Raw genomic sequence first — 20248 nt, 5'->3', positions numbered from 1 at the left:
GAAGAACGACGCCAAAGCCGCGCGGCATGCGCGCGGCTTCGGCGTTCACAGAAAGCGCGCGGCGAGCGGCTCGATAACCTTGTCGTACGAAGCCTGCATCGAATCGAGGCAGTCTTCGCACAGGTCCGAGCGCGAGCGCATGCGGGCGCGCGCGAGTCGAAACTGCATGACCATCGCTTCGCTCGCGATCGCTTGAGCGCTCGTCTGAATATCGCTCGATACTTCCACGCCGTGCCGGTTCAGCCAGCCGAGATACTTCGACAGCAACTCGAAGTTCGAGCCGAGCTGACGCATCACGTTGAACGTGTAGAGGTGATAGTACGCGGGATCGCGTTCGAGCAACGCACGCAGATGCTCGGGAAATTCCGCGCGCCATTGCGCAACGGGATTCACCGCGGGACGTTCCGCGAGACGCAGCTTGAGCAACTCGACCGAGCGTTGCACCATCGCATCGCCTTCGAGCGGCGCACGCGCGCGCTTCACGAACTCGACGTACGGGAAGAGCGCGTGCACATCGCTTGCGAGGCCCGGCATCAGACGGAACACGCCATCGTAGTCCTCGCCCGCCAACGCGAAGTAACCCGCATTATGGAAGTACGTGATGCGCTTCGCTTCCGTGTCGATGGCGTCGATCGCGATGGTCGTCTTCGTATGCGTCTGCCGATACGCGGTCGCGCGTGTGTCGGGCAGATAGTACGAGTCCATCTCGACCACCACGATCTGCCCGCGGCGCGTCTGCTCGCGCACGTGCGCTTCCAGCGTGTCGTAGATCGCGAGCTCTTGCGCCTGCAGGCCATAGAGCCGCGCGATATCGTCGAGCGAAAACTTCGGGAACGTGAACTGATCGCCCTCGAATGCCTGCGTCACCGTGAAACCGAGCGCCGCATGCGGATCGCAGCCGTAGTGATGCAGCAACTCGATCCACAAGTCGACATAGCAGTTCGTCTCCAGCCAGACGCGCTCTTCGCGATGCAGCGCGTGCTGGATGTAGGCGGTGTCCGCAGGCATGGACGTGTCGGTCACGGCTTCTGCCGGCGAGCGTGCGTTCATGCCTTGTTTCCCAGGTTCGCGAGGCCTTCCTCGATGAGCGGCGCCTTGTCGCCCCAAAGCAACTGACGCACTTTCTCCGGCCACGCCTTGACATCGAGACCGTGGTGACGGAAGAGCGCGAGCGTCGTGCGCTCCATGCCGAAGCCGACACACGCGGTATGCGCGACCTGATCGTCGGCCTGACGGATGTGCCACAGCTCGCCGAAGTGGTCCTGGTGATAGTTGAACGACAGGCACGCGGTCGGACGGTCGGGCGTCGCGACGGGCACGAGCAGTTCGAACTTCAGTTGCTGCGCGCGCTGGCTATCGGCGACGATCATGCCGCCGCGACCGAAGAACGGATCGTTGGCGAGATCGATTTCGAAAGGCAGTTGCAGCAGATTGACGAGCAGCGAACCGCGGTCGATCCACTTCTGACGGAACGCCATCACTTGCTCGGGGCTGCCGACGCGGATGTATTCGCGCATCCGGAACATCTGCATGCGGCCCGGATCGATCGACGGCTCGTGGCGGAAGCAGTACGAGAACGCATCGAAGATCGCGCCGTCAGCCGCGAGATTGCCGCGCTTCGCGACGAGCGGATAGATCGGATAGCACGCGGCCGGCGTGAGCACGAGGCGCGTCGGCTTTTGCTGATCCATCCATTCGTCGGAGCGCTCTTCCTCTTCACCGATATGCACGATCTTGTCGAGCGCTTCGAGCAGGCGATGATGCCCGCGATCGTTGCCCTGGAACGAGTGGATCGTGCCCGCCAGATTCGGGAAGCTCTTCAGATACTCGCTGTCCTCGAAATCGCGGCGGCGCATCGCGGGCGGAAAGCGCAGCACTTCCGCGTGTTGATCCGCGCCGAGCATCGTGATGGCCTGATTGAGCCGTTCGACGACATCCTCGAATACTTCGCTGCGGCCATAGAGACCGTCTTCGCCGGTATCGAGCAGAATGCCCGCTTCGATCAGGCGATCGCGCAAGGTCAAGTCCGATTTGTCGTACGGTGCCTGTGTCTCTTGTGATTGTGCTTGTGCTTCGGCCTGCATCATGGCGGCCTGTTCCGTCGGCATGTTCATCGTCAAATGGTCCCCGTTGCGGCGCGCTGCGCAAGCAGCAGGTTCGCCGTGTTCAATTCGATGCGATCGTTGCTGATCATGAGCGGCGCCGAATGCAGATCGCGCAGATGGCGCCCCACGCTGAACGGCGTGTCGTTCTTGTAGCCCGCCATGCCGCAGATCATCAGCGTCTCTTGCACGACATGCAAAGCCGACTGCGAGATCGCCAGCTTGAGCATGTTCAGATCGGCGTTGATGCCGATCGACGCCGCGAGCGGTGCGTCGTCGTCATTGCTCTGGTTCGCCTTGCGCGCCGCGCGTTCGGCCTGCGCCGCTTCGACATTGGCGAGCGATTCGCGCAGCCGCGCCTGCATCATCTTGATGAGCGTGAGCACTTGCGAAAGGCGCGCGGCCGAAGGCGGCAACGCGGGCTTGCCGCGCGCCTGATTGCGGAAGAACTGATGCCCGCGATTCGCCGCGTCGCTCGCGATGCCGCACCATACCGACGACCACAAGGTATGGGATACGGGCAGCATGCTTTCGTCGGCGATCTTCGAGAACGGCGTCGGCAGAATCTGTTCCGCGATGCCGCTCGCGACCAGTCGATGTCCTTCGCTGCATGTCCCGCGCATACCGAGCGTGTCCCACGTCCCACGCTGCTCGAGCGTGAACGTTTCGCGCGGCGCGACGATCAGCACCTGATCGGAGGGCGGCGCGTCCGGATGACGGCGCGCCGTCACGAGAATGGCGTCGGAATACTTGCCGTACGAAATGGTCGGTGCGAGCTTCTCGATGCGAAACGCGTTGTCGACGAGATCGACCGCGCACGCGCTCGTACGCATGTTGCCGCCGATGTTCTCTTCCGACGTCGCCGATGCGAGCAGCAACTGTTCGCTGACCATGCGAGCAAGGAAAGCGCGCTGCCACGGCACGTTCACGCCATGATCGACGATGCAAACGACCTGGCTCTGATGCATCGCATAGATCATCGCGGACGAAGCGCAGCCTTGCGCCAGTGCCTCGCACAAGCGCGCGACGCCGGTGAGCGACAGACCGTCGCCGCCGTATTCCGTCGGGATCATCGCGGAGAAGAGACGCTCCTTGCGCATCGCTGCAACCGCTTCGGCGGGAAAGCGCGCTTCGCGATCGACCGCGTCGGCGTACTGGGCCGCGACGGCCGCGACGCGCTTCGCGGCTTCGATCAGTTCGCTTTCGCTACGCAAGATTGCGCTCTGCGCGAGCTCGGCGACTTCAAGCTCCTGAGCGGGCGCGTTCATGCTGCCGCCTGCGAACGACGCAGTTCGTCGACCGCCGATGCGAGCGAATCGACGCTCGAAAAGAGACGGCGCGTGAGCATGTGATCGGGAATTTCGATGCCGAACTCGTCTTCGATCGCCAGCATCACATGGACCGTGGCAAGCGAAGAGAGACCGGCGGCGTAGAGATCGTCGCCGTCGGCGAGCGTATCGATGGGCACGTCGAGACGAGCGGACTCGGCGAGGATGCGGCGCAATTCAGTTTTCATTGTCTATGTTTTCCCTTGTACCCGGCCATTGGTGCAACTAACCCGGGTCGCGACGATGAGTTCTTATCGAATGTCGCTGACCCCGGTGCGAATCGGCAGTGGTGTTGTTGTTGTCTCGCGAAGACGGTTCCACGAGAGCCCTCGCACGCACTGTTTTCTTATAGCTATTGTTTGATCGTATTTAACGAATTTGCGGGCCTATGCGTCCGTGCGATGGCGCACGGAGGGCTTCGTCGAGAAAGCATCGTTTTGTGCGATATCAAGCACGTCGCGATCGGATGCGATGATTCACACTCACGTCAGCGCTTCATATTCGATAAATAGGTAACTCCTTCGCATGGTCGAATGAGTGATAAGCAAAAACGATGCGTACACTGAAAGCATTTTGAAACGATAACTTTCCGGAGTGAATTGATTGGTTCTGATATCGCTGCTGCTTCTATTCATCGCGCTGTTCCTCGTTTGGAGAAAACGGCGCGGCATGATTCTGGTGATGACGGCTATCGTCTTCTGGGGGCTCGGAAGCTGGTTTCCGGGGCCGCTCGTGCAGCTCGCGAACGATCACTACGCGTCGATGAAGGATCCGACGTTCGGCCCGCGCACGGCGATCATCGTGCTGGGCGGGGGGACCTGGTACGACCATAACCGGCGTCTCGTGCCCAAGGGTGACGCGATGACGCGCATCGATCTGGCGGCGTCGCTCTATAAGCGTTGCGTCGAGATGGAGAAGGCGTGTTTTGTCATCATGAGCGGAGGCAACCCGCAGCATCACGAGCAAAGCGAAGCAGACTTATATGGAAGCCTGCTTCTCGACGCAGGCGTGAAGCGCCAAGATCTCATCCTCGAAAATCAGAGTCTCGACACTTATGAGAACGCGCGCAATACGGAGAAGATACTGCGGTCGCGGCCCTACGATACGTCGGTTTTGATAACGTCGTCGCTTCACATGCGTCGCGCGATGCTCGCGTTCGAAGCCTTCGGTTTGCATCCACAGCCGACCGTCGCTTATGTTCGTCCGCAGTTCATGTGGTGGCGTCCGCATCGAAGAGGATGGTTCGATTCGAACAGCGCGTTGCATGAGCTGGTTGGTATCGTGCGGTTTTATGTATGGAGGTGGGTCGGGTTGTATTGAGACTGGCGCGTCGGCGCAAGACCTATACTTCCGGTAAAGACGACACGGAAGGCCATCCAGTGAATCAACTCATCCACGCCGTCGCGTTCGCGGCCGACAAACATCGCAAGCAGCGCCGCAAGGATGCGGACGCGTCGCCGTACATCAATCATCCGATCGCGCTCGCTCATGTGCTCGCGAACGAAGGCGGGGTCGAAGACGAGCGCGTGCTGATCGCCGCCATATTGCACGACACGATCGAAGACACGGACACATCGCGCGATGAACTCGTGCGGCGGTTCGGCGCGGAGATCGGGCGCATCGTCGACGAAGTGACGGACGACAAGTCCTTGTCGAAGGCCGAAAGGAAGCGTTTGCAGGTCGAACACGCGGCGCATATCAGTCACGGCGCGAAGCTCGTGAAACTCGCCGATAAGATTTGCAATTTGCGCGATATTCTCGCCGCGCCGCCGTCCGGCTGGAGCGATGAGAGAAAGCGCGAATACTTCGATTGGGCGAAGCGTGTCGTCGATGAATTGCGTGGCACGCACCGGGAACTCGAAGCCGTGTTCGATGAGGTCTATCGCAAGGGCATCCCTTCAGGACACGTGGTCGCCTGAGGCCAGCGCGTCGCTCAAATAACGCGCCGTGCGGCTTGCAGCATGTTCGGCGATACGTTGCGGCGTGCCCGTCGCCACGATCCGGCCGCCATCTTCACCGGCGCCCGGGCCGATGTCGATGACCCAATCGGAAAGCGATGCGACGCGCATGTCGTGCTCCACGACGACGACCGTATTGCCCGCATCGACGAGCCCTTGCAGTTGCGCCATCAGGCGATCGACGTCGGCGGGATGAAGCCCCGTCGTCGGCTCGTCGAGAATGTAGAGCGTGTCGCCGCGATGCGCGCGCTGCAGTTCGGTTGCGAGCTTGATGCGCTGCGCTTCTCCGCCTGATAGCTCCGTCGCGGGCTGCCCGAGCCGCAGATAGCCGAGGCCGATGTCGCGCAACACGGCGAGCGCGCGCATGACGCTGGCTTCATCGGCGAAGAAGTCGCATGCGCTATCGACGGTCATGCCGAGCACATCCGCAATGTTCTTGCCATGCCATTCGATTTCCAGCGTCTGCGGGTTATAGCGCGATCCGTGGCATGTCGCGCACGACGTGTAGACGCTTGGCAGGAACAGCAACTCGACGCTGACGAAGCCTTCGCCTTCGCATGTCGGGCAGCGTCCTTGCGCGACGTTGAACGAGAAGCGTCCTGCGCCATAGCGGCGCTTTCGCGCGGCCGGCGTGTCGGCGAAGAGCTTGCGAACGTGATCGAAGAGGCCGGTGTAGGTCGCGAGATTCGAACGCGGCGTGCGGCCGATCGGCTTCTGGTCGACGCGCACGAGACGCCGGATCGTCCCCATGCCTTCGACGATGCGTCCGCCCGCCGAAGCGTCGGCTCGAGCGAAGAGCGGGTCCTGCTCGTCTTCTTCTGCATCGTCGAGCGCGCGTCCGAGCCGCTCCGCGACGAGTTCCGGCAACGCCTGACTCACGAGGCTCGACTTGCCCGAGCCCGAAATGCCGGTGACGGTCGTGAAGGCGCCGAGCGGAAACGCGGCATCGATGCCATGCAGGTTATTGCGCGTGATGCCTTCGAGCCGCAACCATCCGCGCGGTTCGCGTGCGACGCGTTCGATCGTTTGCTTCGGCGCGAACAGATGCCTGCGCGTCTGCGATTCCTCCACCGATGCGAGGCCTTCCGGCGGCCCGCTATACAGCACATGTCCGCCTCGTTCACCGGCGGCCGGACCGACATCGATCAGCCAGTCCGCGCGCCGCATGGTGTTCAGATCGTGCTCGATGACGAACAGCGAATTGCCTGCTGCCTTCAATCGCTGCAACGCGGCGAAGAGCGCTTCGCTGTCGGCCGGATGCAAGCCCGCGGATGGCTCGTCGAGCACATAGACGACGCCGAAGAGCTGCGACGCGAGTTGCGTCGCGAGCCGCAATCGTTGCAGTTCGCCGGATGAGAGCGTCGGCGTCGCGCGATCGAGCGAGAGATAGCCCAGGCCCAGATCGATGAGCGTGCCGAGCCGCTCCAGCAAATCCGCCGCGATGCGCTCGGCGGCGGCGCGTTTCTCGTCGGAAAGATTGGCCGTGCGGCGCACGTCCGGCGCGGCCTTGTGCGCCGAGCCGCCTGCCGCGACGCGCTTGGCCGTCGCCGCGATGCGGTCTTTCCTCGCGAGCGCGGGAGCCGGCGCTTCATCACTGGCGGGCCATTCTCCGCGTGCGATGGGCGCAAGTAGATCGGCGAGTCGGATGAGCGGCAGACGCGCGAATTCGGCGATGTCGAGCCCTGCGAACGTCACCGATAGCGCTTCCTTCTTGAGCCGCTTGCCGTGACATGCGGGACAATCGCTGCCGACCATGAAGCGCGACACGCGCTTTTTCATGAGCGCGCTTTGCGTGTGCGCGAAGGTATGCAGCACGTAGCGGCGCGCGCCGGTGAATGTGCCCTGATAGCTCGGTTCGGCGCCGCGTTTCAGCGCGGCTTGCGTCTCTTTCGGCGTGAGACCGGCGTACACCGGCACCGTCGGCTGCTCTTCGGTGAACAGAATCCAGTCGCGATCCTTCTTCGGCAAGTCGCGCCACGGCGTGTCGACGTCGTAGCCGAGCGTCACGAGTATGTCGCGCAGATTTTGTCCGTGCCACGCGGGCGGCCAGGCCGCGACGGCGCGCTCGCGGATCGTGAGCGAGTCGTCGGGCACCATCGACTTTTCGGTGACTTCGTAGACGCGGCCGAGGCCATGGCACACGGGACACGCGCCCTGAACCGTGTTCGGCGAAAAATCTTCCGCGTACAGCATGGGCTGCTTCGGCGGATAACTGCCGGTGCGCGAATAGAGCATACGCACGAGGCTGGAGAGCGTCGTCACGCTGCCCACCGACGAGCGTGCATTCGGTGCGCCACGCTGCTGCTGAAGCGCGACGGCGGGCGGCAAGCCTTCGATCGAATCGACCTGCGGCACGCCGACTTGTTCGATGAGCCGCCGCGCATACGGCGCGACCGATTCGAAATAGCGGCGCTGCGCCTCGGCGTAGAGCGTGCCGAATGCGAGCGAGGACTTCCCGGAACCGGATACGCCGGTGAAGACGACGAGGGCGTCGCGTGGCACGTCGACATCGACGTTTTTCAGGTTGTGCTCGCGCGCGCCGCGCACGCGCACGAAACCTGCTCTCGATGCAGGCGCGGCATCGTCGCGATAGGCGGATTCGCGTTGGGTTTTGCGGGCATCCATGAGTCGGGCGGGTTGTCTGGCCGGGCGCGGCGGCGGAAGTAATGAATTCGCTTGCAGCATGCCAGATACCAGATGGCATTTTGAATTACGCATCATGCATGCGATCGCATTCAGACCGGTGGTGAACCTGATCGACGAGGGAAAAAATGAGGACAATGCCGGTGCGGGTTCCGGTCGCGCTGACGGCAGGTGTGACGATAGGCGGGTCGGGCGTTGCGATGGCGCAGTCGGGCGGCAACGGCAATGGCGGATCGGGCAGGGGCAACGCTCACGGCGCGGCAAAGGCCGGGCCGACCGTCGGCGGCGACAACACGTCCACGCCCGGCAGTACGCGCCAGGGCAGCTTCCACTCCACGCACAAAAAGAAAGCGAAGCCCGCGACGACGACCCAGTGACGGGCCGATCGTAGCGGCGGGCGTTGCCGATCAGACAGCGACGCTTTCGATGTCGATATCGTCGGTGCCGAGGCGCGAGAAGATGTCGCAAACGGCCCGCATCTCCGCTTCGTCGCGAATGCTCACGATGACGCGTGTAATGCTGCATGCCACGTCAGCGTCGCCGCCGTCCGCGCCGAACGAGGGGAGGATGTCGTCGCTCGACATGTCGAGTCCGTAGGGATAGTCGTGCGTATCTACCACGCCCAGATGTTCCCCGTGCCCCGCGTATTCCGCCGCGATCCATTGTGTCTGCGCATTGTTGCTCTGCGTTTGCGAAGTATGGAAATCCGCGAAGCCGCTCATGCTCGCCACGCGCACGCGGTCGGCCGCGATTCCTTCTGCGCGCAGGTCTTCGAGTGCTTCATCCAGCTTACGGGAGCCGTAGAACGCTCCGCTTACTTCACGCATCATTTGCTCGTCTCCTTGCCTGCCAACCTCGATGCCGCGTCTCAGTATCGCCGTGAAAATTGCGAATGTGAATACGGATGTCCACCGGTTGAGCGCCTGTCCGATGAGTGACTTGCGCGAGAGGCGAAAGACGTGTGGTGCAACGCATAGACATGCGTGGCGATTAACCGGTGAACCGCTGTGATCGGGCTCGCGACTGCGCGAGTTGATGGCGAATCCAACGGATGCGGCATGGACTCGCGAGCCGGACGATGAAGCGAACCGCCAATGCGCGGACAAAAAGGATATTTGTCGACGTGCGGCTGATGCCGTCTGGCGGGCGCGTTTCACTTCATGCGGTACATGAACTTTACGCCGCAACGAACGGTTTATCAACGCTTTGCTTTGTCCCTATTCGGACGTTTTCGATAGGGATTTCCATCATGACCGGCACAGCGTCGAACAGAGCTCGCCGCGTCATGCGGCTCGCTCAATGAAGCGATTATTGGTTCTAGAAATTGCCTCGATGGAACGTCGAATTTCGCGCTGAAAACGATAGTCATCGTACAAGCTGTCCCGCGCCCTATAATTGCTCATCGAGCATACAAAGATCGGCCTTTCAATGTCCCAAGCACTCGCGTCCGGCGCGCTTCGCCGCTCCCGAAATCTCACCGAGGAAGTCGTCGCCGAGTTATCGGAGCGGATTCGCAGCGGCGCGCTTCAGCCCGGCGACAAGCTGCCGACCGAATCGGAAATCATGGCGCAACTCGGCGTGAGCCGGACTGTCGTGCGCGAATCCATTTCGCGATTGCAGGCTGCGCGCCTCGTTCAGACGCGGCACGGCATCGGTACATTCGTGCTCGAAGCGGGCGATCAGGAGCGGTTCCAGATCGAGGCCGCGGGCGATCTCACCGTGCGCGACGTGATGGCGATTCTCGAATTGCGCATCAGCCTCGAAGCCGAGGCGGCCGGTCTCGCGGCCATGCGCCGCACCGATGAAAACCTCGCGCAGATGCGCCGGGCGCTCGACGAATTCGAGCGGCTCATCGAAGCGGGCGAAGGCAGCGCGGTCGCGGCCGATGTGGCCTTTCATCTCGAGCTTGCGAAGGCTACCGGTAATCGTTACTTCCATAGCATCCTGAGCCAGCTCGGCAACACAATCATTCCGCGCACGCGCGTCAATTCGGCGGCGCTTGCGCATAACGATCCTTCTGGCTATCTCGATCGCGTGAATCGCGAGCATGAAGATATTTTCGATGCGATCGAACGCCGCGATCCCGAAGCAGCACGCGCGGCCATGCGGATGCATTTGTCGAACAGCCGGGAGCGGCTGCGGCGCGCGCATGAGGCCGCATCGAAGAATGACTGATCGCAGTGCGTTGTTTAATCTTCTTCAAGCATGATCGAAAGCGTGCCGGCTTCGCTTTGCACGCCGGCATCGAGATCGATCTCGTGCGGCGCCATCCTGGCAATCGCGCGCAGAAGACGCGGCGAGAAGCGCGCGCCGAAACGCGCGATCTCGGCTTCGCGTGTAGCGTCATCGGCATGTGAGAGCGCGCGCAACTCATTCAGCGGCAAGCCAACGAACAGATCGAGCGCGTAAGGCGGCGCATCCGAAGCGGCCGTCGTTCGCGACGAATCCGGCGCGCGTATGCGCAGGCCCGGTTGCAAATGCGATTCGAGCTCCATCGTCACTTCATAGTTCGCTTCCAACTCGAGTGCCGCGTGCGCTTCGTTTCGTAAAAACGGCGCGACGGATTGCAAGCGGGCCAGTTCATCGTCTGAGAGCAGCATGATTTTTTCCTCCGGATATCGGTTGAAGTTATCACGCTCGAATGATGCTTGCCGGCCGAGAAAAATCGACCGAAAGACGGCGTTGCGGTTCGTTCCAAACGCGCCTAATTACTGTTGCGATGGCTTGTCGAGCTATCGTCCAAAAGGCTTGCTTAAGCGCGTGCGCATCAAACGTTTGCGCAATCGGCCCAATTCTTATCGCATGCTTAAGCACCCGCATGTCCGACGGGTTAGTTCGGAATCCCCCAATTCCACGCTAGGATCCGAATAGCTAAGCTGACGAAATTGCCAGCTACGAGTCAACCGAACGCGTAAGTGAGCCGTTAGCCTTTCACGCACTCGGTTCACTTCGTCGAAGAATCGTTATCGACGGATCGCCACTTCGGCGCGCGTTCATCTGCTTGCATTCTTTCTTTCGATAAGCCTCGTTCGAGGCCATATCAAATTCCTTGCGTTTTTTTACGAATCGCCAAGGCCAGTAAGGTAATGTGAATATTACGAAATATTTCCGACAGGAATGTGTCGGACGTGGAGACCAGGCGTTTGAAGATCCTACATAGCGAGTCCTCGAAGGGATGGGGCGGTCAAGAAATACGGACGTTGAAGGAGATGGTCGCGTTGCGCGAAAGCGGCCATACCGTCGAGCTGATTTGCCCGAGCGATGCGCGGCTCGGGCAACGTTGCGCCGAACTTGGGTTCGCCGTTCACCACGCGCGCATGCGCAGTGGCGGCGACATGCGATCGATTCTGGCCATCAAAGCGCTTCTGCGTCGCCGCGCGTTCGACGTGCTCAACACGCATAGTGGCCACGACAGTCTCGTTGCCGGCGCCGCAGGGCGGCTGGCGCGCACGCCGCTCATCGTGCGTACGCGGCATCTGGCATTGCCCATCTCGTCGCTCGCAACTTATACATGGCTTCCGCATCGCGTGATCGCCGTGAGTCATTACGTGCGCCGCTATCTGATTTCGGCGGGTGTTGCGGAGAAGCGCGTGCAGACTATTTACGATGGCATTCCGAAACCTCAGCATGTCTCGCATTCGACGTTGCGCGCGGAACTCGGTCTCGGTGAGGACGCATTCGTTGCGTGCATGGTCGCGATCATGCGCGACAAGAAGGGACATGAAGATCTTATTGCGGCAGTGCGCCCGCTCGTCGACACGCATCCCAACCTGCATGTTGTGATGGCGGGCGATGGTCCTTTGTTCGAACGCATCAAGGGAATCGTCGATAGCTTCGGCCTCGCCGATCGCATTCACCTGCTGGGCTTTCGCACCGATATCCCCAATATCTTTCGCGGTTCCGATCTATTCGTTCTTCCCACGCATCAAGAAGCGCTGGGCCAGGCTTTCATCGAAGCGATGGCGGCGGGATTGCCGGTCATCGGCACGCATGTCGATGGCGTGCCGGAACTGATCGAAGACAACGTGAATGGACTGCTCGTGCCGCCGCACGATCCGGTTGCATTGCGTGCGGCGATTGTCCGCATGATCGACGATCCGGCGTTGCGCCAGCGTCTGCGCGACGAGAGCCTTCGCATCACCGAACGTGGCTTCACCGTAAGCGATATGGCGGACGAAACGGCCAGCTTCTATCAGCGCGCATTGCACGAACGAGGTCATCGCAGATGAGCGCGAAGTATGCACGCGCCGTTCCCGTGCTGATGTACCACCACGTCAGCACATCGCCCGGCATGATCACAGTGACGCCCGATAACTTCGCCGCGCAAATGGACTACCTTGCGCGCGCGGGTTATCGCACCATCGGCGCGGCGCAACTCGCAGGTTTTCTGAGCGGCGAGGACGTGCCCGCGAAATCGCTTGTCATCACTTTCGACGATGGTTATCTGGACAACTGGGTGCACGCGCATCCGGTATTGAAGCGCCATGATTTTACGGCGCTGTGCTTTCTTGTCAGCAGTTGGCCCGGCGAAGGCGGCGTTCGTCCGAATGCATCGGACAACTTGGCAACGATGCCGAGATTGCTCGATCATCGTGCGGGGGAGCGCGCAATCGAAAATGGATACGCCGATGATGTGATCCTGCGCTGGTCCGAAATCGAAGCGATGCGTGAAGCCGGCACGTTCGAATTTCATAGCCATACGCATTCTCATGTGCGCTGGGATCAGGTTGCGGGTTCGCGCGACAAGAAACGCAAGGCGTTGCAGAACGATCTGAGCGCCGCGCGTGGCGCACTGCGCACGCGCCTCGGCGAAGTATCCGATCATCTGTGTTGGCCGCAAGGTTACTACGACGACGACTATCGGGAAGTCGCGTTGAATGCGGGATTCAGGCACTTCTACACATGCCACACCGGAACGAACGTCGGCGCGAATCCGCTGGATCGCGCTGCATCCGACGATACCGAACGCACGATCAAGCGGCTCGAAGTGCGCGACCGGCCGGCTTCGTGGCTGGCATCGCGTTTATGGGTGCATACGCGGCCCGCGATAAGCCGAGCTTATCTGAAGATCAAACGCTGATTCACTGCTGATGCGTTCGCACGAAAGCGGCGATCGCATCGTTCACTGCATCGGTCGCATCGCGATGCGGCGAGTGGCGGCACTGCGGGAGCTTGACGAGCTGCGCGTGCCCGACAGCCGCCGCGATCTTGTCGAGTTGCAGCATCGACGCATATTCGTCGTCCTGGCCTTGAATGGCGAGCAATGGCCGTTTGATCGACGATATTTGTTCCGTGATGTCCCAATGCAAGAACGCGGGATTCAGCCACGCATCGTTCCATCCGTAAAAGGCTGAATCCACATCGTCGTGATAAGCCTCGAGCTTTTCTCGGAACGACGTCGTTTCATACATTTCACGCGCCTTTGTGATGCCTTCCACGGTCATCGGTTCCACGAACAAATGCGGAGCGAGGACGGCGAGACCGGCAAGCGATTCGGGAAATGCGCGGGCGTAGAGCAGGGCGATCGTGCCGCCATCGCTATGCCCGACGAGCCACATGCGCGCACGTTCCCGTGCGTCGATGTGGAGCGCATCGAGCAATGCGGGCAATACTTTTTGCGCTTGCAGATGCAGAAACTCGACCGGCCACTTTTCTTCGGCGCGCCGTGGCGTGGATCGGCCATAACCTGGCCGCGAATAGACGAGTCCCCTGCAGTTCAGGCGATCGCAAAGCATTTGCGGCCAGCCTTTCCATAGCGCGATCGAGCCCAGTCCTTCATGCAGGAACACTGCGATAGGCGCATCGGCGCGCTCCGGATTCAGCCACTGATATTCGATGCGCACCGAGGAAGCGGCGCCATTCAGTTCGACGAAGCGCGTCGTGTCGATGCTTGCTGCAGGGTCGGTCATCTGTTTGCGAATGCTGAGCGTGAAGTACAAAGATTATCAGACGGCGCGCCTGCAGCTTTGAACCCGACTGGCGAATACATCATTGGTCCTGCGCGATCTTTCAAAAATAAATTTATTTGTCTGTTTTTTTCTCTGGACAGCGCTGAACTTTTTCTGCGAAAGTTATTCGTAAGAATCTCGCTGCACTGCAACGCAGATGCGGCCCTTATTCGAATACTTGCGTGTGCAACTATGGCGCGCCCGTTCTGGAGAGATCTGCATGAATCGACCGAAACGAATGCTTCTGGAAAACATTGCCTGGGCACGCGAGACCGCGCACGCCGACGCGCAATTTTTTCCGCGTCTCGCCCAAGGACAGAGCCCTAAAGTGCTGTGGATAGGCTGCGCGGATAGCCGCGTGCCCGCCGAGACTGTGACGAACGCCAATCCTGGCGACCTCTTCGTACATCGCAACATCGCTAACCTTTTTTCTCCATCCGATGACAACACGTTGAGCGTGCTCGAATACGCGGTGCGCGTTTTGAAGGTCGATCACGTAATCGTTTGCGGCCATTACGGATGCGGTGGCGTGCGCGCCTCGCTCCTGCCGAAATCGAGCGACCTGCCGCATGTGAATCGCCGGATCGCGCCGCTGTGCGCGCTGGGCGAACGGCATCGGCACGAACTCGATTCATTCGGCGAGCTCGACGCGCGCGCAAATCGACTCGCCGAACTGAACGTGCTCGAACAAGTGCGGCTTTTGCGAGAACACGCCATCGTGCGAGAGCACGACGTGCCGCCACGCGTTCATGGCTGGATCTTCGGCCTGCACGACGGGCTCATCAAAGTGCTCGCTTCGGGCTACGCCGAAGAGAGCGAAAGTCGCGACATTGCGAGCGCGCAGGTCACATCGCTTCGGGCCGCCTAAGCCCGCTCATTTCTAACGATCGCTTATCGATGCGAGGTCGCTTTCGCGACATTCGCAGGACCCAACTCGTTCGAAAAAAATCATGAACTCGAATAACCGTCTAGCCACTTTTCCGCGAGACATGTTCGCGGGCACTGTCGTGTTTCTCGTCGCGATGCCCTTGTGTCTCGGCATCGCCAATGCATCCGGCGTGGAGCCGTTCGCCGGTCTGCTGTCGGGCATTATCGGCGGCCTCGTCGTCGCGTTGCTGAGTGGCTCGCAATTGAGCGTGAGCGGCCCTGCCGCGGGCTTGATCGTCATCGTCGTCGATGGCATCGCCGGGCTTGGCAGCTTCTCCGCGTTTCTGCTCGCGGTGCTGCTTTCAGGCGCGATTCAATTCGGCTTCGGCATGTTGAAAGCGGGGCGCTTCGCGGCCTATGTGCCTTCGTCGGTTATCAAAGGCATGCTCGCGGCTATTGGCCTATTGCTCGTCATCAAGCAGATTCCGCTTGCTGCGGGATTCGCGAACGCAGGCGCGCCTGCAGCGAACGGTCCGGGCATGCTCGACACGCCCTTCGGTCCGATATCCGCAGCGGCGTGCATTGTCGCCGTAGTCTCGCTTGCGATGCTCGCAGGCTGGGAAACACGCTCGATGCGTCGCTTTGCGCTCGTGCGCGCCGTGCCCGCGCCGCTCGCAGTGGTCGCGTTCGGCATCGGTGCGACTCTGCTGCTCGATCTGTTCGCGCCTGGCTTCGCACCGCCCGCGCAACATCGCGTCGCGCTGCCGTCGCTGGAGTCGTTCACCGCGTTCACGAATGCGCTCGAATTGCCGAACTTCTCGCAGTTCGCGAACCCCGATGTATGGCGGCTCGCATTCACGCTTGCTATCGTCGCAAGCCTCGAAACGCTGCTGAGCCTCGAAGCTGTCGAGCAACTCGATCCCAAGAAGCGCGCGGCGCATCCGGATCGCGAGCTGAAAGCGCAGGGCATCGGCAATATGATGGCAGGTGCGATTGGCGCGCTGCCGATAACTTCCGTCATCGTGCGCAGTTCGGCGAACGTGCATGCGGGCGCGCAGAGCCGATGGTCGTCGTTCATGCATGGCGCATTGCTACTCGTGAGCGTGTTCGCGCTGACGAGCGTCATCAACCTGATTCCGCTGGCCTGTCTCGCGGCGATCCTGATCTTCACGGGTCTCAAGCTCGCCAAGCCTTCGTTGTTCGCAGCGGTCGCGAAACAGGGCATCGAGCGCTTCGTGCCGTTCATCGCAACGATTGCCGGCGTGCTGTTGACCGATCTGCTGATGGGCATTTTGCTCGGCATTGCATGCAGTCTTCTGCTTGCCATGCGCGCGAACCTCAGCCGTCCCATTACGATTGCGCAGCACGACGATCACTATCTGGTGTCGTTCAGAAAAGACGTTTCATTTCTTGGCAAGGTCACGCTGAAACATCATCTGCGCACGATACCCGACGGCGCGACGGTGATCTTCGACGCTTCACGCGCGGACTATATCGACCCCGACGTGCGCGAGGAGATCGACAGGTTCGTGGCCGCGGCGGCTTCGCGCGACATGCATGTCGAATGCAGGAAGCTGCCGCACCTTCGCTCGCAAAGTGGTGCGCCCGCATTGCGAGGCAGATGGCTCGGCTTGCGCAGGCAGGAGATGTCGTCGGAGTAAGAGGAAGTCGAACGAGGCGTCTCGATGCACCAACCGTTTCGGGCGCCGTTCACGAGACGATCGAGATCGAGAATCCGTCCCACCCTTTGCTGCCGACCGTTTGAATCGCCGTGGACGTCACGTGGGTATCGGCTGCGAGCATGTCGAAGAACTTGCGCACGCCGATGACGTCCGGGTCGGCGCTGCCGACGTCCGCCACGCGGCCACTGCGAATCACGTTGTCCGCGACGATCACCGTGCCGGGCCGGCTCAGGCGCAACACGAGGCGCAAATAGGCGGGATAACTTTTCTTGTCGGCGTCGAGAAAGATGAAATCGAAAGGCGGAATGCCGTCCCGCACGAATGATTCGAGCGTATCCACAGCGTCGCCGACAATCACCGACGCAACGCCCGACAATCCGGCGCGTTCAATGTTCTTGCGCGCGACGGAAGCATGGTGCTCGACGGCTTCGAGCGTGATGAGCGTACCGTCCGCAGGCAGGGCACGCGCGAGCCAGATCGTGCTGTAGCCGCCGAGCGTGCCGAGTTCGAGAATGCGTCGCGCGCCGCGCAACTGCGCGAGCATCTGCAGCAGCTTGCCCTGGTTTGGCGCGACGTTGATCGCAGGCAGCCCTTCGTCCGCGCTGGATTTCAATGCGGCTTCGAGTGCGGCGTCCGGCGTTTGCGTTCGATCGCACAAGTATTCGTCCATCGCAAGCCATTGCTGTTCGTTCATGGCATCTCCTTGCCGTTGCGGTTATCGCGTTCTCTCGAACGATACAACACGAATGGAGCCCAGTACAAAACGCGTCTGCGCGATAAACAATTCAGATGACCTTGAAAGCAGTTCGCAATCAAGGTGACACATTTGCGCCGACTGTCTTGACGATACTGCGCGACTCGCGCCGCAACTCATGCCCGAGTTGATCGACGGTCAAGCGGATTGCGTCGATCAATGCACGCGCGGCCGGCGAGGGCGTGCCGCCTGCGCGCATCGTAAGCCCGATCTCGCGGCGCGTGGCTTGCAGCGGAATGTCCATTACGGTTAGCTGACCCGACTCGCATTCGTAGTGCAGTTGTTGTGCGGATACGGCAGCGAGCATGTCGGTATGCATCAGGAGCCCGCGAATGACCGCGAGATCGGCGGTCTCGACGGTCGGCATCGGCGGTTTCAGTTTCCATCGTTTGAACTGCGCTTCGAACATTCCGCGCGCGGGTGCCTGGCTACGCGGCAGAATCCATTGCGCAGCGATCAGCTCCTTGAGCGTCAGGCCACTTCGCGCTGCAAGCGGATGCCCGCGACGCGCGATCACTACGATATCTTCCGACATGAGGCGCTCATTGACGAGTCCGCTCGACGCATCGTTCTGACGCAACGCGCCGAGCACGAAATCGATATCGCCGGCACGCAGTCCCGCGACCAGCGTTTCATACGAGCTCTCATCCGTCACGACGCGCACGCCTGGATATTGCGCGGCAACGCGCGCGATCGCGCCAGGCAGGATCAACGTTCTGCCAAGCGGCAGCGCGCCGACCGTGACATAACCTTGAATCGTGCCGCGCAGCGCCGCGAGATCATCAGGAATGTGGCGCAGTTCGTTCAGCGCGCGCCGCACATGCAGCACGAAAGTTTCGCCTTCGCTGGTGAGCAGCAACCCGCGCGGACTGCGATAAAACAGTTGCATACCAGCGCCGGTCTCCATGATCCGGATCGCGCTGCTGACGGCCGGTTGACTGAGCCCCAACGTCTGCGCTGCGCTCGGCATGTGACGATGGCGCGCGAGTGCCGAGAACAACTGAAGCCGCCGTGTATTGAGCAGAAAGGCCGGGAGCGTGCCGCCTGTCGCGGTCCGACGCCGTGACTGGCGCGTGGCGCACCACTGCGCCAGTTCTTCGAGTTCGGCGAAGATGCGCTGGCAGCGCAACAGCACAGCGCGTCCCGCAGGCGTGGGCAACATGCCCGACGGACGACGCTCCAATAAAGTTTCCCCGACCGCCGCTTCGAGTTCCTGCAGCGAGCGTGTGACCGCCGATTGCGCGCGGAACAGTGCCGCGGCGGCGCGCGTGGCGCTGCCCGTTTGCGCGACGAGCCGAAATGCGCGCAGATACGCGAGATTGAGCAGTTCCCGATTGTCCATATGAAGGTGCCCGATGCCATCAGTTTGATTTATCGCATCGTACAGGCTCGTGCGCTTCGCGCTCACTTTCCCCTAATTGTCGTCGCCGATCATGATGTCATGCATAGAGCGATGGATGTCATCGATTGATCGGAGGGTTGCGCCATGTATCAACATATCCTCGTCGCAGTGAGCCCGAGTTTCAGCGAAGCCGCTCTGTCGACCGCGATTGCGCGGGCGCGCGAAAACAACGCGCGTCTGACCGTGCTGCATGTGATCGAATCGTCGCCGTGGTGGGCGGGATGGCAGATGGAATGTCTATCGGACCTGCCCGCGCTCGTGAATCAGCTCGCGCTCTTGATTCGCGGCAGCAGCGAGAAGATGCTTCGGCGTGCGGGCATCGATGCGGACTGGCAAACGCGCACGTTGCCGCGAGACGGGCGCAGCGTCGGCCGCATCATCGCCGATGAAGCCAATCGCCTCGATGCGGATCTCGTCGTGCTCGGTGCAAGGAAGCGCGGCGTCTTCAGCTTCGGCATGGACCGTGTTCGTAACGTGGTGTGCCGCCATACGAATCGGGAAGTGCTGATCGCAACCGTATGCGTCGCTGATTCGGCGGACGTGATGGAAATTCGCGGCGCGGCGTTGCAAACGCATCACGCCTGATGCGCTTATGCGACGGTAGCGGAAACCGTTTCACCCACGCGTAGAGAAACGCGTGCTGCGATATGTCGCGGTACAACCAGAAGTGGCTGATCGACAACCCCTCGGAGAGCGTTGATAATCGCATCGCTTCAATTTTTGCGACGACTTCGTTTCAAGAGGGATAGGGAGTGCGTAGTTTCTGTTTGGGCCAGCGCCGTTGGAAATGGCTGGCTGTAGGTGTCGTGGCTGTGCTGGCGTTAGGCGCGCTAGCCGCAAGCGTCAATGTCATGCCTTCTGACGCGGCGGCAAATGTATCGATGGAAGCGGTCGCGTCGAGCCCGGTGCTCGCTTCGGATCCCTTGAAAGGGCTGTCCGTAGTCGATGCAATCGAGGTGATTCAGGCTCAGGCCAGTGCATCGTATGCTGCGAATCCAGCCATTGAACCTCACGATGGAAAGACGGCCGGCCCCGTCGTCCCGGATGGTTTCAGCTTCGATAGGGCACCGACACCCGCATCCACGACGGTGCCTTCCATTTGCTCCAAAGCCAAGCACATCATTTGTGTCGATAAGACGACTTTCACCGCAACGGTTTATAAAAATGGCATAGCGCAGTGGTCGTATTATGTGCGTCCCGGCGATGCCCACGGTGCGCGATATGCCACAGGCGAAGGTCGCGGACGCATAGCTTTCAAGAGCCGCCATCACATTTCAAAGGCCTATGGAACGCCCATGCCCTATGCGATGTTCATTGCATGGGACAAGGATCAAGACAAGCACTCCGGTCAGGCCTTCCACCTCTCATACGATTTTCAGAACCAAGGATATGAGGGCGCCAGCCATGGCTGCATGGGAGTAGGATCAGAGGCAGTCATGCAGCGACTGTGGGAGACAAGTCCTGTGGGCACGCAAGTGTATGTCTATCGCAGTTCCAAAGATCCTTCGGAAGCCGTGGCTGACGGATCGAGTCCCGGTTGAAAAAAAGGCCACGCTCAAGTGGC

General features: G+C 60.9%; 20 protein-coding genes. 10 read left to right on the top strand and 10 right to left on the bottom strand.

The genetic code is table 11. From position 1 onward, the window contains the following. Positions 1-45 precede the first annotated feature (45 nt). Genes LDZ23_RS22540 through LDZ23_RS22525 form a run of 4 tightly spaced genes read right to left on the bottom strand, consistent with a single transcriptional unit; the run spans position 46 to position 3618 of the window. Positions 46-1050 carry a DUF1839 family protein gene (locus tag LDZ23_RS22540; protein ID WP_008348339.1) on the bottom strand — a complete coding sequence of 335 codons (1005 nt, stop codon included), beginning with the start codon at positions 1048-1050 and terminating at the stop codon, positions 46-48. Next, on the bottom strand, positions 1047-2114 hold the full coding sequence (locus tag LDZ23_RS22535) for an amino acid--[acyl-carrier-protein] ligase (protein ID WP_033536223.1): 1068 nt from the start codon (positions 2112-2114) through the stop codon (positions 1047-1049). Before LDZ23_RS22535 ends, LDZ23_RS22540 begins: the two co-directional genes overlap by 4 nt. A gap of 2 nt (positions 2115-2116) precedes the next feature. After that, positions 2117-3370 carry an acyl-CoA dehydrogenase family protein gene (locus LDZ23_RS22530; protein WP_008348336.1) on the bottom strand — a complete coding sequence of 418 codons (1254 nt, stop codon included), beginning with the start codon at positions 3368-3370 and terminating at the stop codon, positions 2117-2119. Then, on the bottom strand, positions 3367-3618 hold the full coding sequence (locus LDZ23_RS22525; protein ID WP_008348335.1) for an acyl carrier protein: 252 nt from the start codon (positions 3616-3618) through the stop codon (positions 3367-3369). Before LDZ23_RS22525 ends, LDZ23_RS22530 begins: the two co-directional genes overlap by 4 nt. Positions 3619-4033: 415 nt before the next feature. On the opposite strand from LDZ23_RS22525, the gene LDZ23_RS22520 reads away from it, so the two are divergent. Both LDZ23_RS22520 and LDZ23_RS22515 read left to right on the top strand, forming a co-directional pair. After that, complete coding sequence (locus tag LDZ23_RS22520) at positions 4034-4750, top strand: YdcF family protein (protein WP_008348333.1); 717 nt, start codon at positions 4034-4036, stop codon at positions 4748-4750. Positions 4751-4809: 59 nt separating this feature from the next. Beyond that, on the top strand, positions 4810-5349 hold the full coding sequence (locus LDZ23_RS22515; protein ID WP_008348331.1) for an HD domain-containing protein: 540 nt from the start codon (positions 4810-4812) through the stop codon (positions 5347-5349). On the opposite strand, the gene LDZ23_RS22510 is transcribed toward LDZ23_RS22515, so the two are convergent. Further along, positions 5329-8013: an excinuclease ABC subunit UvrA gene (locus LDZ23_RS22510; protein ID WP_033536222.1), complete on the bottom strand. Its 2685-nt coding sequence runs from the start codon at positions 8011-8013 to the stop codon at positions 5329-5331. The two genes, LDZ23_RS22515 and LDZ23_RS22510, sit on opposite strands and share 21 nt — an antisense overlap. A gap of 146 nt (positions 8014-8159) precedes the next feature. Here LDZ23_RS22510 and LDZ23_RS22505 point away from each other — a divergent pair, with 146 nt between their 5' ends. Beyond that, entirely contained in the window at positions 8160-8408 is a 249-nt protein-coding gene (locus tag LDZ23_RS22505; RefSeq protein ID WP_425306903.1) for a hypothetical protein, read from the top strand. Positions 8409-8438: 30 nt separating this feature from the next. Here the strand turns inward: LDZ23_RS22505 and LDZ23_RS22500 are convergent, their stop codons facing one another. Further along, positions 8439-8861, bottom strand: coding sequence for a hypothetical protein (locus LDZ23_RS22500; protein WP_008348325.1), 423 nt, complete (start codon positions 8859-8861; stop codon positions 8439-8441). A gap of 598 nt (positions 8862-9459) precedes the next feature. On the opposite strand from LDZ23_RS22500, the gene LDZ23_RS22495 reads away from it, so the two are divergent. Then, positions 9460-10206, top strand: a complete 747-nt coding sequence (locus LDZ23_RS22495) for a FadR/GntR family transcriptional regulator (protein WP_008348324.1) — start codon at positions 9460-9462, stop codon at positions 10204-10206. Between the two features lie 14 nt (positions 10207-10220). Here the strand turns inward: LDZ23_RS22495 and LDZ23_RS22490 are convergent, their stop codons facing one another. Then, the gene (locus tag LDZ23_RS22490; protein ID WP_008348321.1) at positions 10221-10631 is read right to left on the bottom strand and encodes a hypothetical protein; all 411 of its coding nucleotides are present in this window, start codon (positions 10629-10631) and stop codon (positions 10221-10223) included. Between the two features lie 543 nt (positions 10632-11174). Between LDZ23_RS22490 and LDZ23_RS22485 the strand changes: the two genes are divergently transcribed. Both LDZ23_RS22485 and LDZ23_RS22480 read left to right on the top strand, forming a co-directional pair. Next, positions 11175-12260 carry a glycosyltransferase gene (locus LDZ23_RS22485; protein WP_033536220.1) on the top strand — a complete coding sequence of 362 codons (1086 nt, stop codon included), beginning with the start codon at positions 11175-11177 and terminating at the stop codon, positions 12258-12260. Continuing rightward, positions 12257-13111: a polysaccharide deacetylase family protein gene (locus tag LDZ23_RS22480; protein WP_008348319.1), complete on the top strand. Its 855-nt coding sequence runs from the start codon at positions 12257-12259 to the stop codon at positions 13109-13111. Before LDZ23_RS22485 ends, LDZ23_RS22480 begins: the two co-directional genes overlap by 4 nt. A 1-nt stretch (position 13112) precedes the next feature. Here the strand turns inward: LDZ23_RS22480 and LDZ23_RS22475 are convergent, their stop codons facing one another. Further along, positions 13113-13940, bottom strand: coding sequence for an alpha/beta fold hydrolase (locus LDZ23_RS22475; RefSeq protein WP_081851882.1), 828 nt, complete (start codon positions 13938-13940; stop codon positions 13113-13115). A gap of 259 nt (positions 13941-14199) precedes the next feature. Between LDZ23_RS22475 and LDZ23_RS22470 the strand changes: the two genes are divergently transcribed. Further along, on the top strand, positions 14200-14847 hold the full coding sequence (locus tag LDZ23_RS22470) for a carbonic anhydrase (RefSeq protein ID WP_033536219.1): 648 nt from the start codon (positions 14200-14202) through the stop codon (positions 14845-14847). A gap of 82 nt (positions 14848-14929) precedes the next feature. Next, complete coding sequence (locus LDZ23_RS22465; RefSeq protein ID WP_033536218.1) at positions 14930-16507, top strand: SulP family inorganic anion transporter; 1578 nt, start codon at positions 14930-14932, stop codon at positions 16505-16507. A gap of 49 nt (positions 16508-16556) precedes the next feature. On the opposite strand, the gene LDZ23_RS22460 is transcribed toward LDZ23_RS22465, so the two are convergent. Both LDZ23_RS22460 and LDZ23_RS22455 read right to left on the bottom strand, forming a co-directional pair. Further along, positions 16557-17222: an O-methyltransferase gene (locus LDZ23_RS22460; RefSeq protein WP_008348315.1), complete on the bottom strand. Its 666-nt coding sequence runs from the start codon at positions 17220-17222 to the stop codon at positions 16557-16559. Between the two features lie 118 nt (positions 17223-17340). Further along, a complete protein-coding gene (locus LDZ23_RS22455) occupies positions 17341-18624 on the bottom strand; it encodes a LysR family transcriptional regulator (protein ID WP_008348314.1) in 1284 nt (427 codons plus the stop codon). 144 nt (positions 18625-18768) lie between these two features. Between LDZ23_RS22455 and LDZ23_RS22450 the strand changes: the two genes are divergently transcribed. Beyond that, positions 18769-19269, top strand: a complete 501-nt coding sequence (locus LDZ23_RS22450) for a universal stress protein (protein WP_008348313.1) — start codon at positions 18769-18771, stop codon at positions 19267-19269. 182 nt (positions 19270-19451) lie between these two features. After that, complete coding sequence (locus tag LDZ23_RS22445) at positions 19452-20225, top strand: L,D-transpeptidase (protein WP_244808222.1); 774 nt, start codon at positions 19452-19454, stop codon at positions 20223-20225. Positions 20226-20248: the final 23 nt, after the last annotated feature.

Origin of the sequence: Caballeronia zhejiangensis (assembly GCF_022879815.1) — a bacterium.
GTDB lineage: Bacteria > Pseudomonadota > Gammaproteobacteria > Burkholderiales > Burkholderiaceae > Caballeronia > Caballeronia zhejiangensis.
The sequence above is the reverse complement of the archived record's forward strand: the minus strand, read 5'-3'. Positions and strand labels throughout refer to the sequence as shown.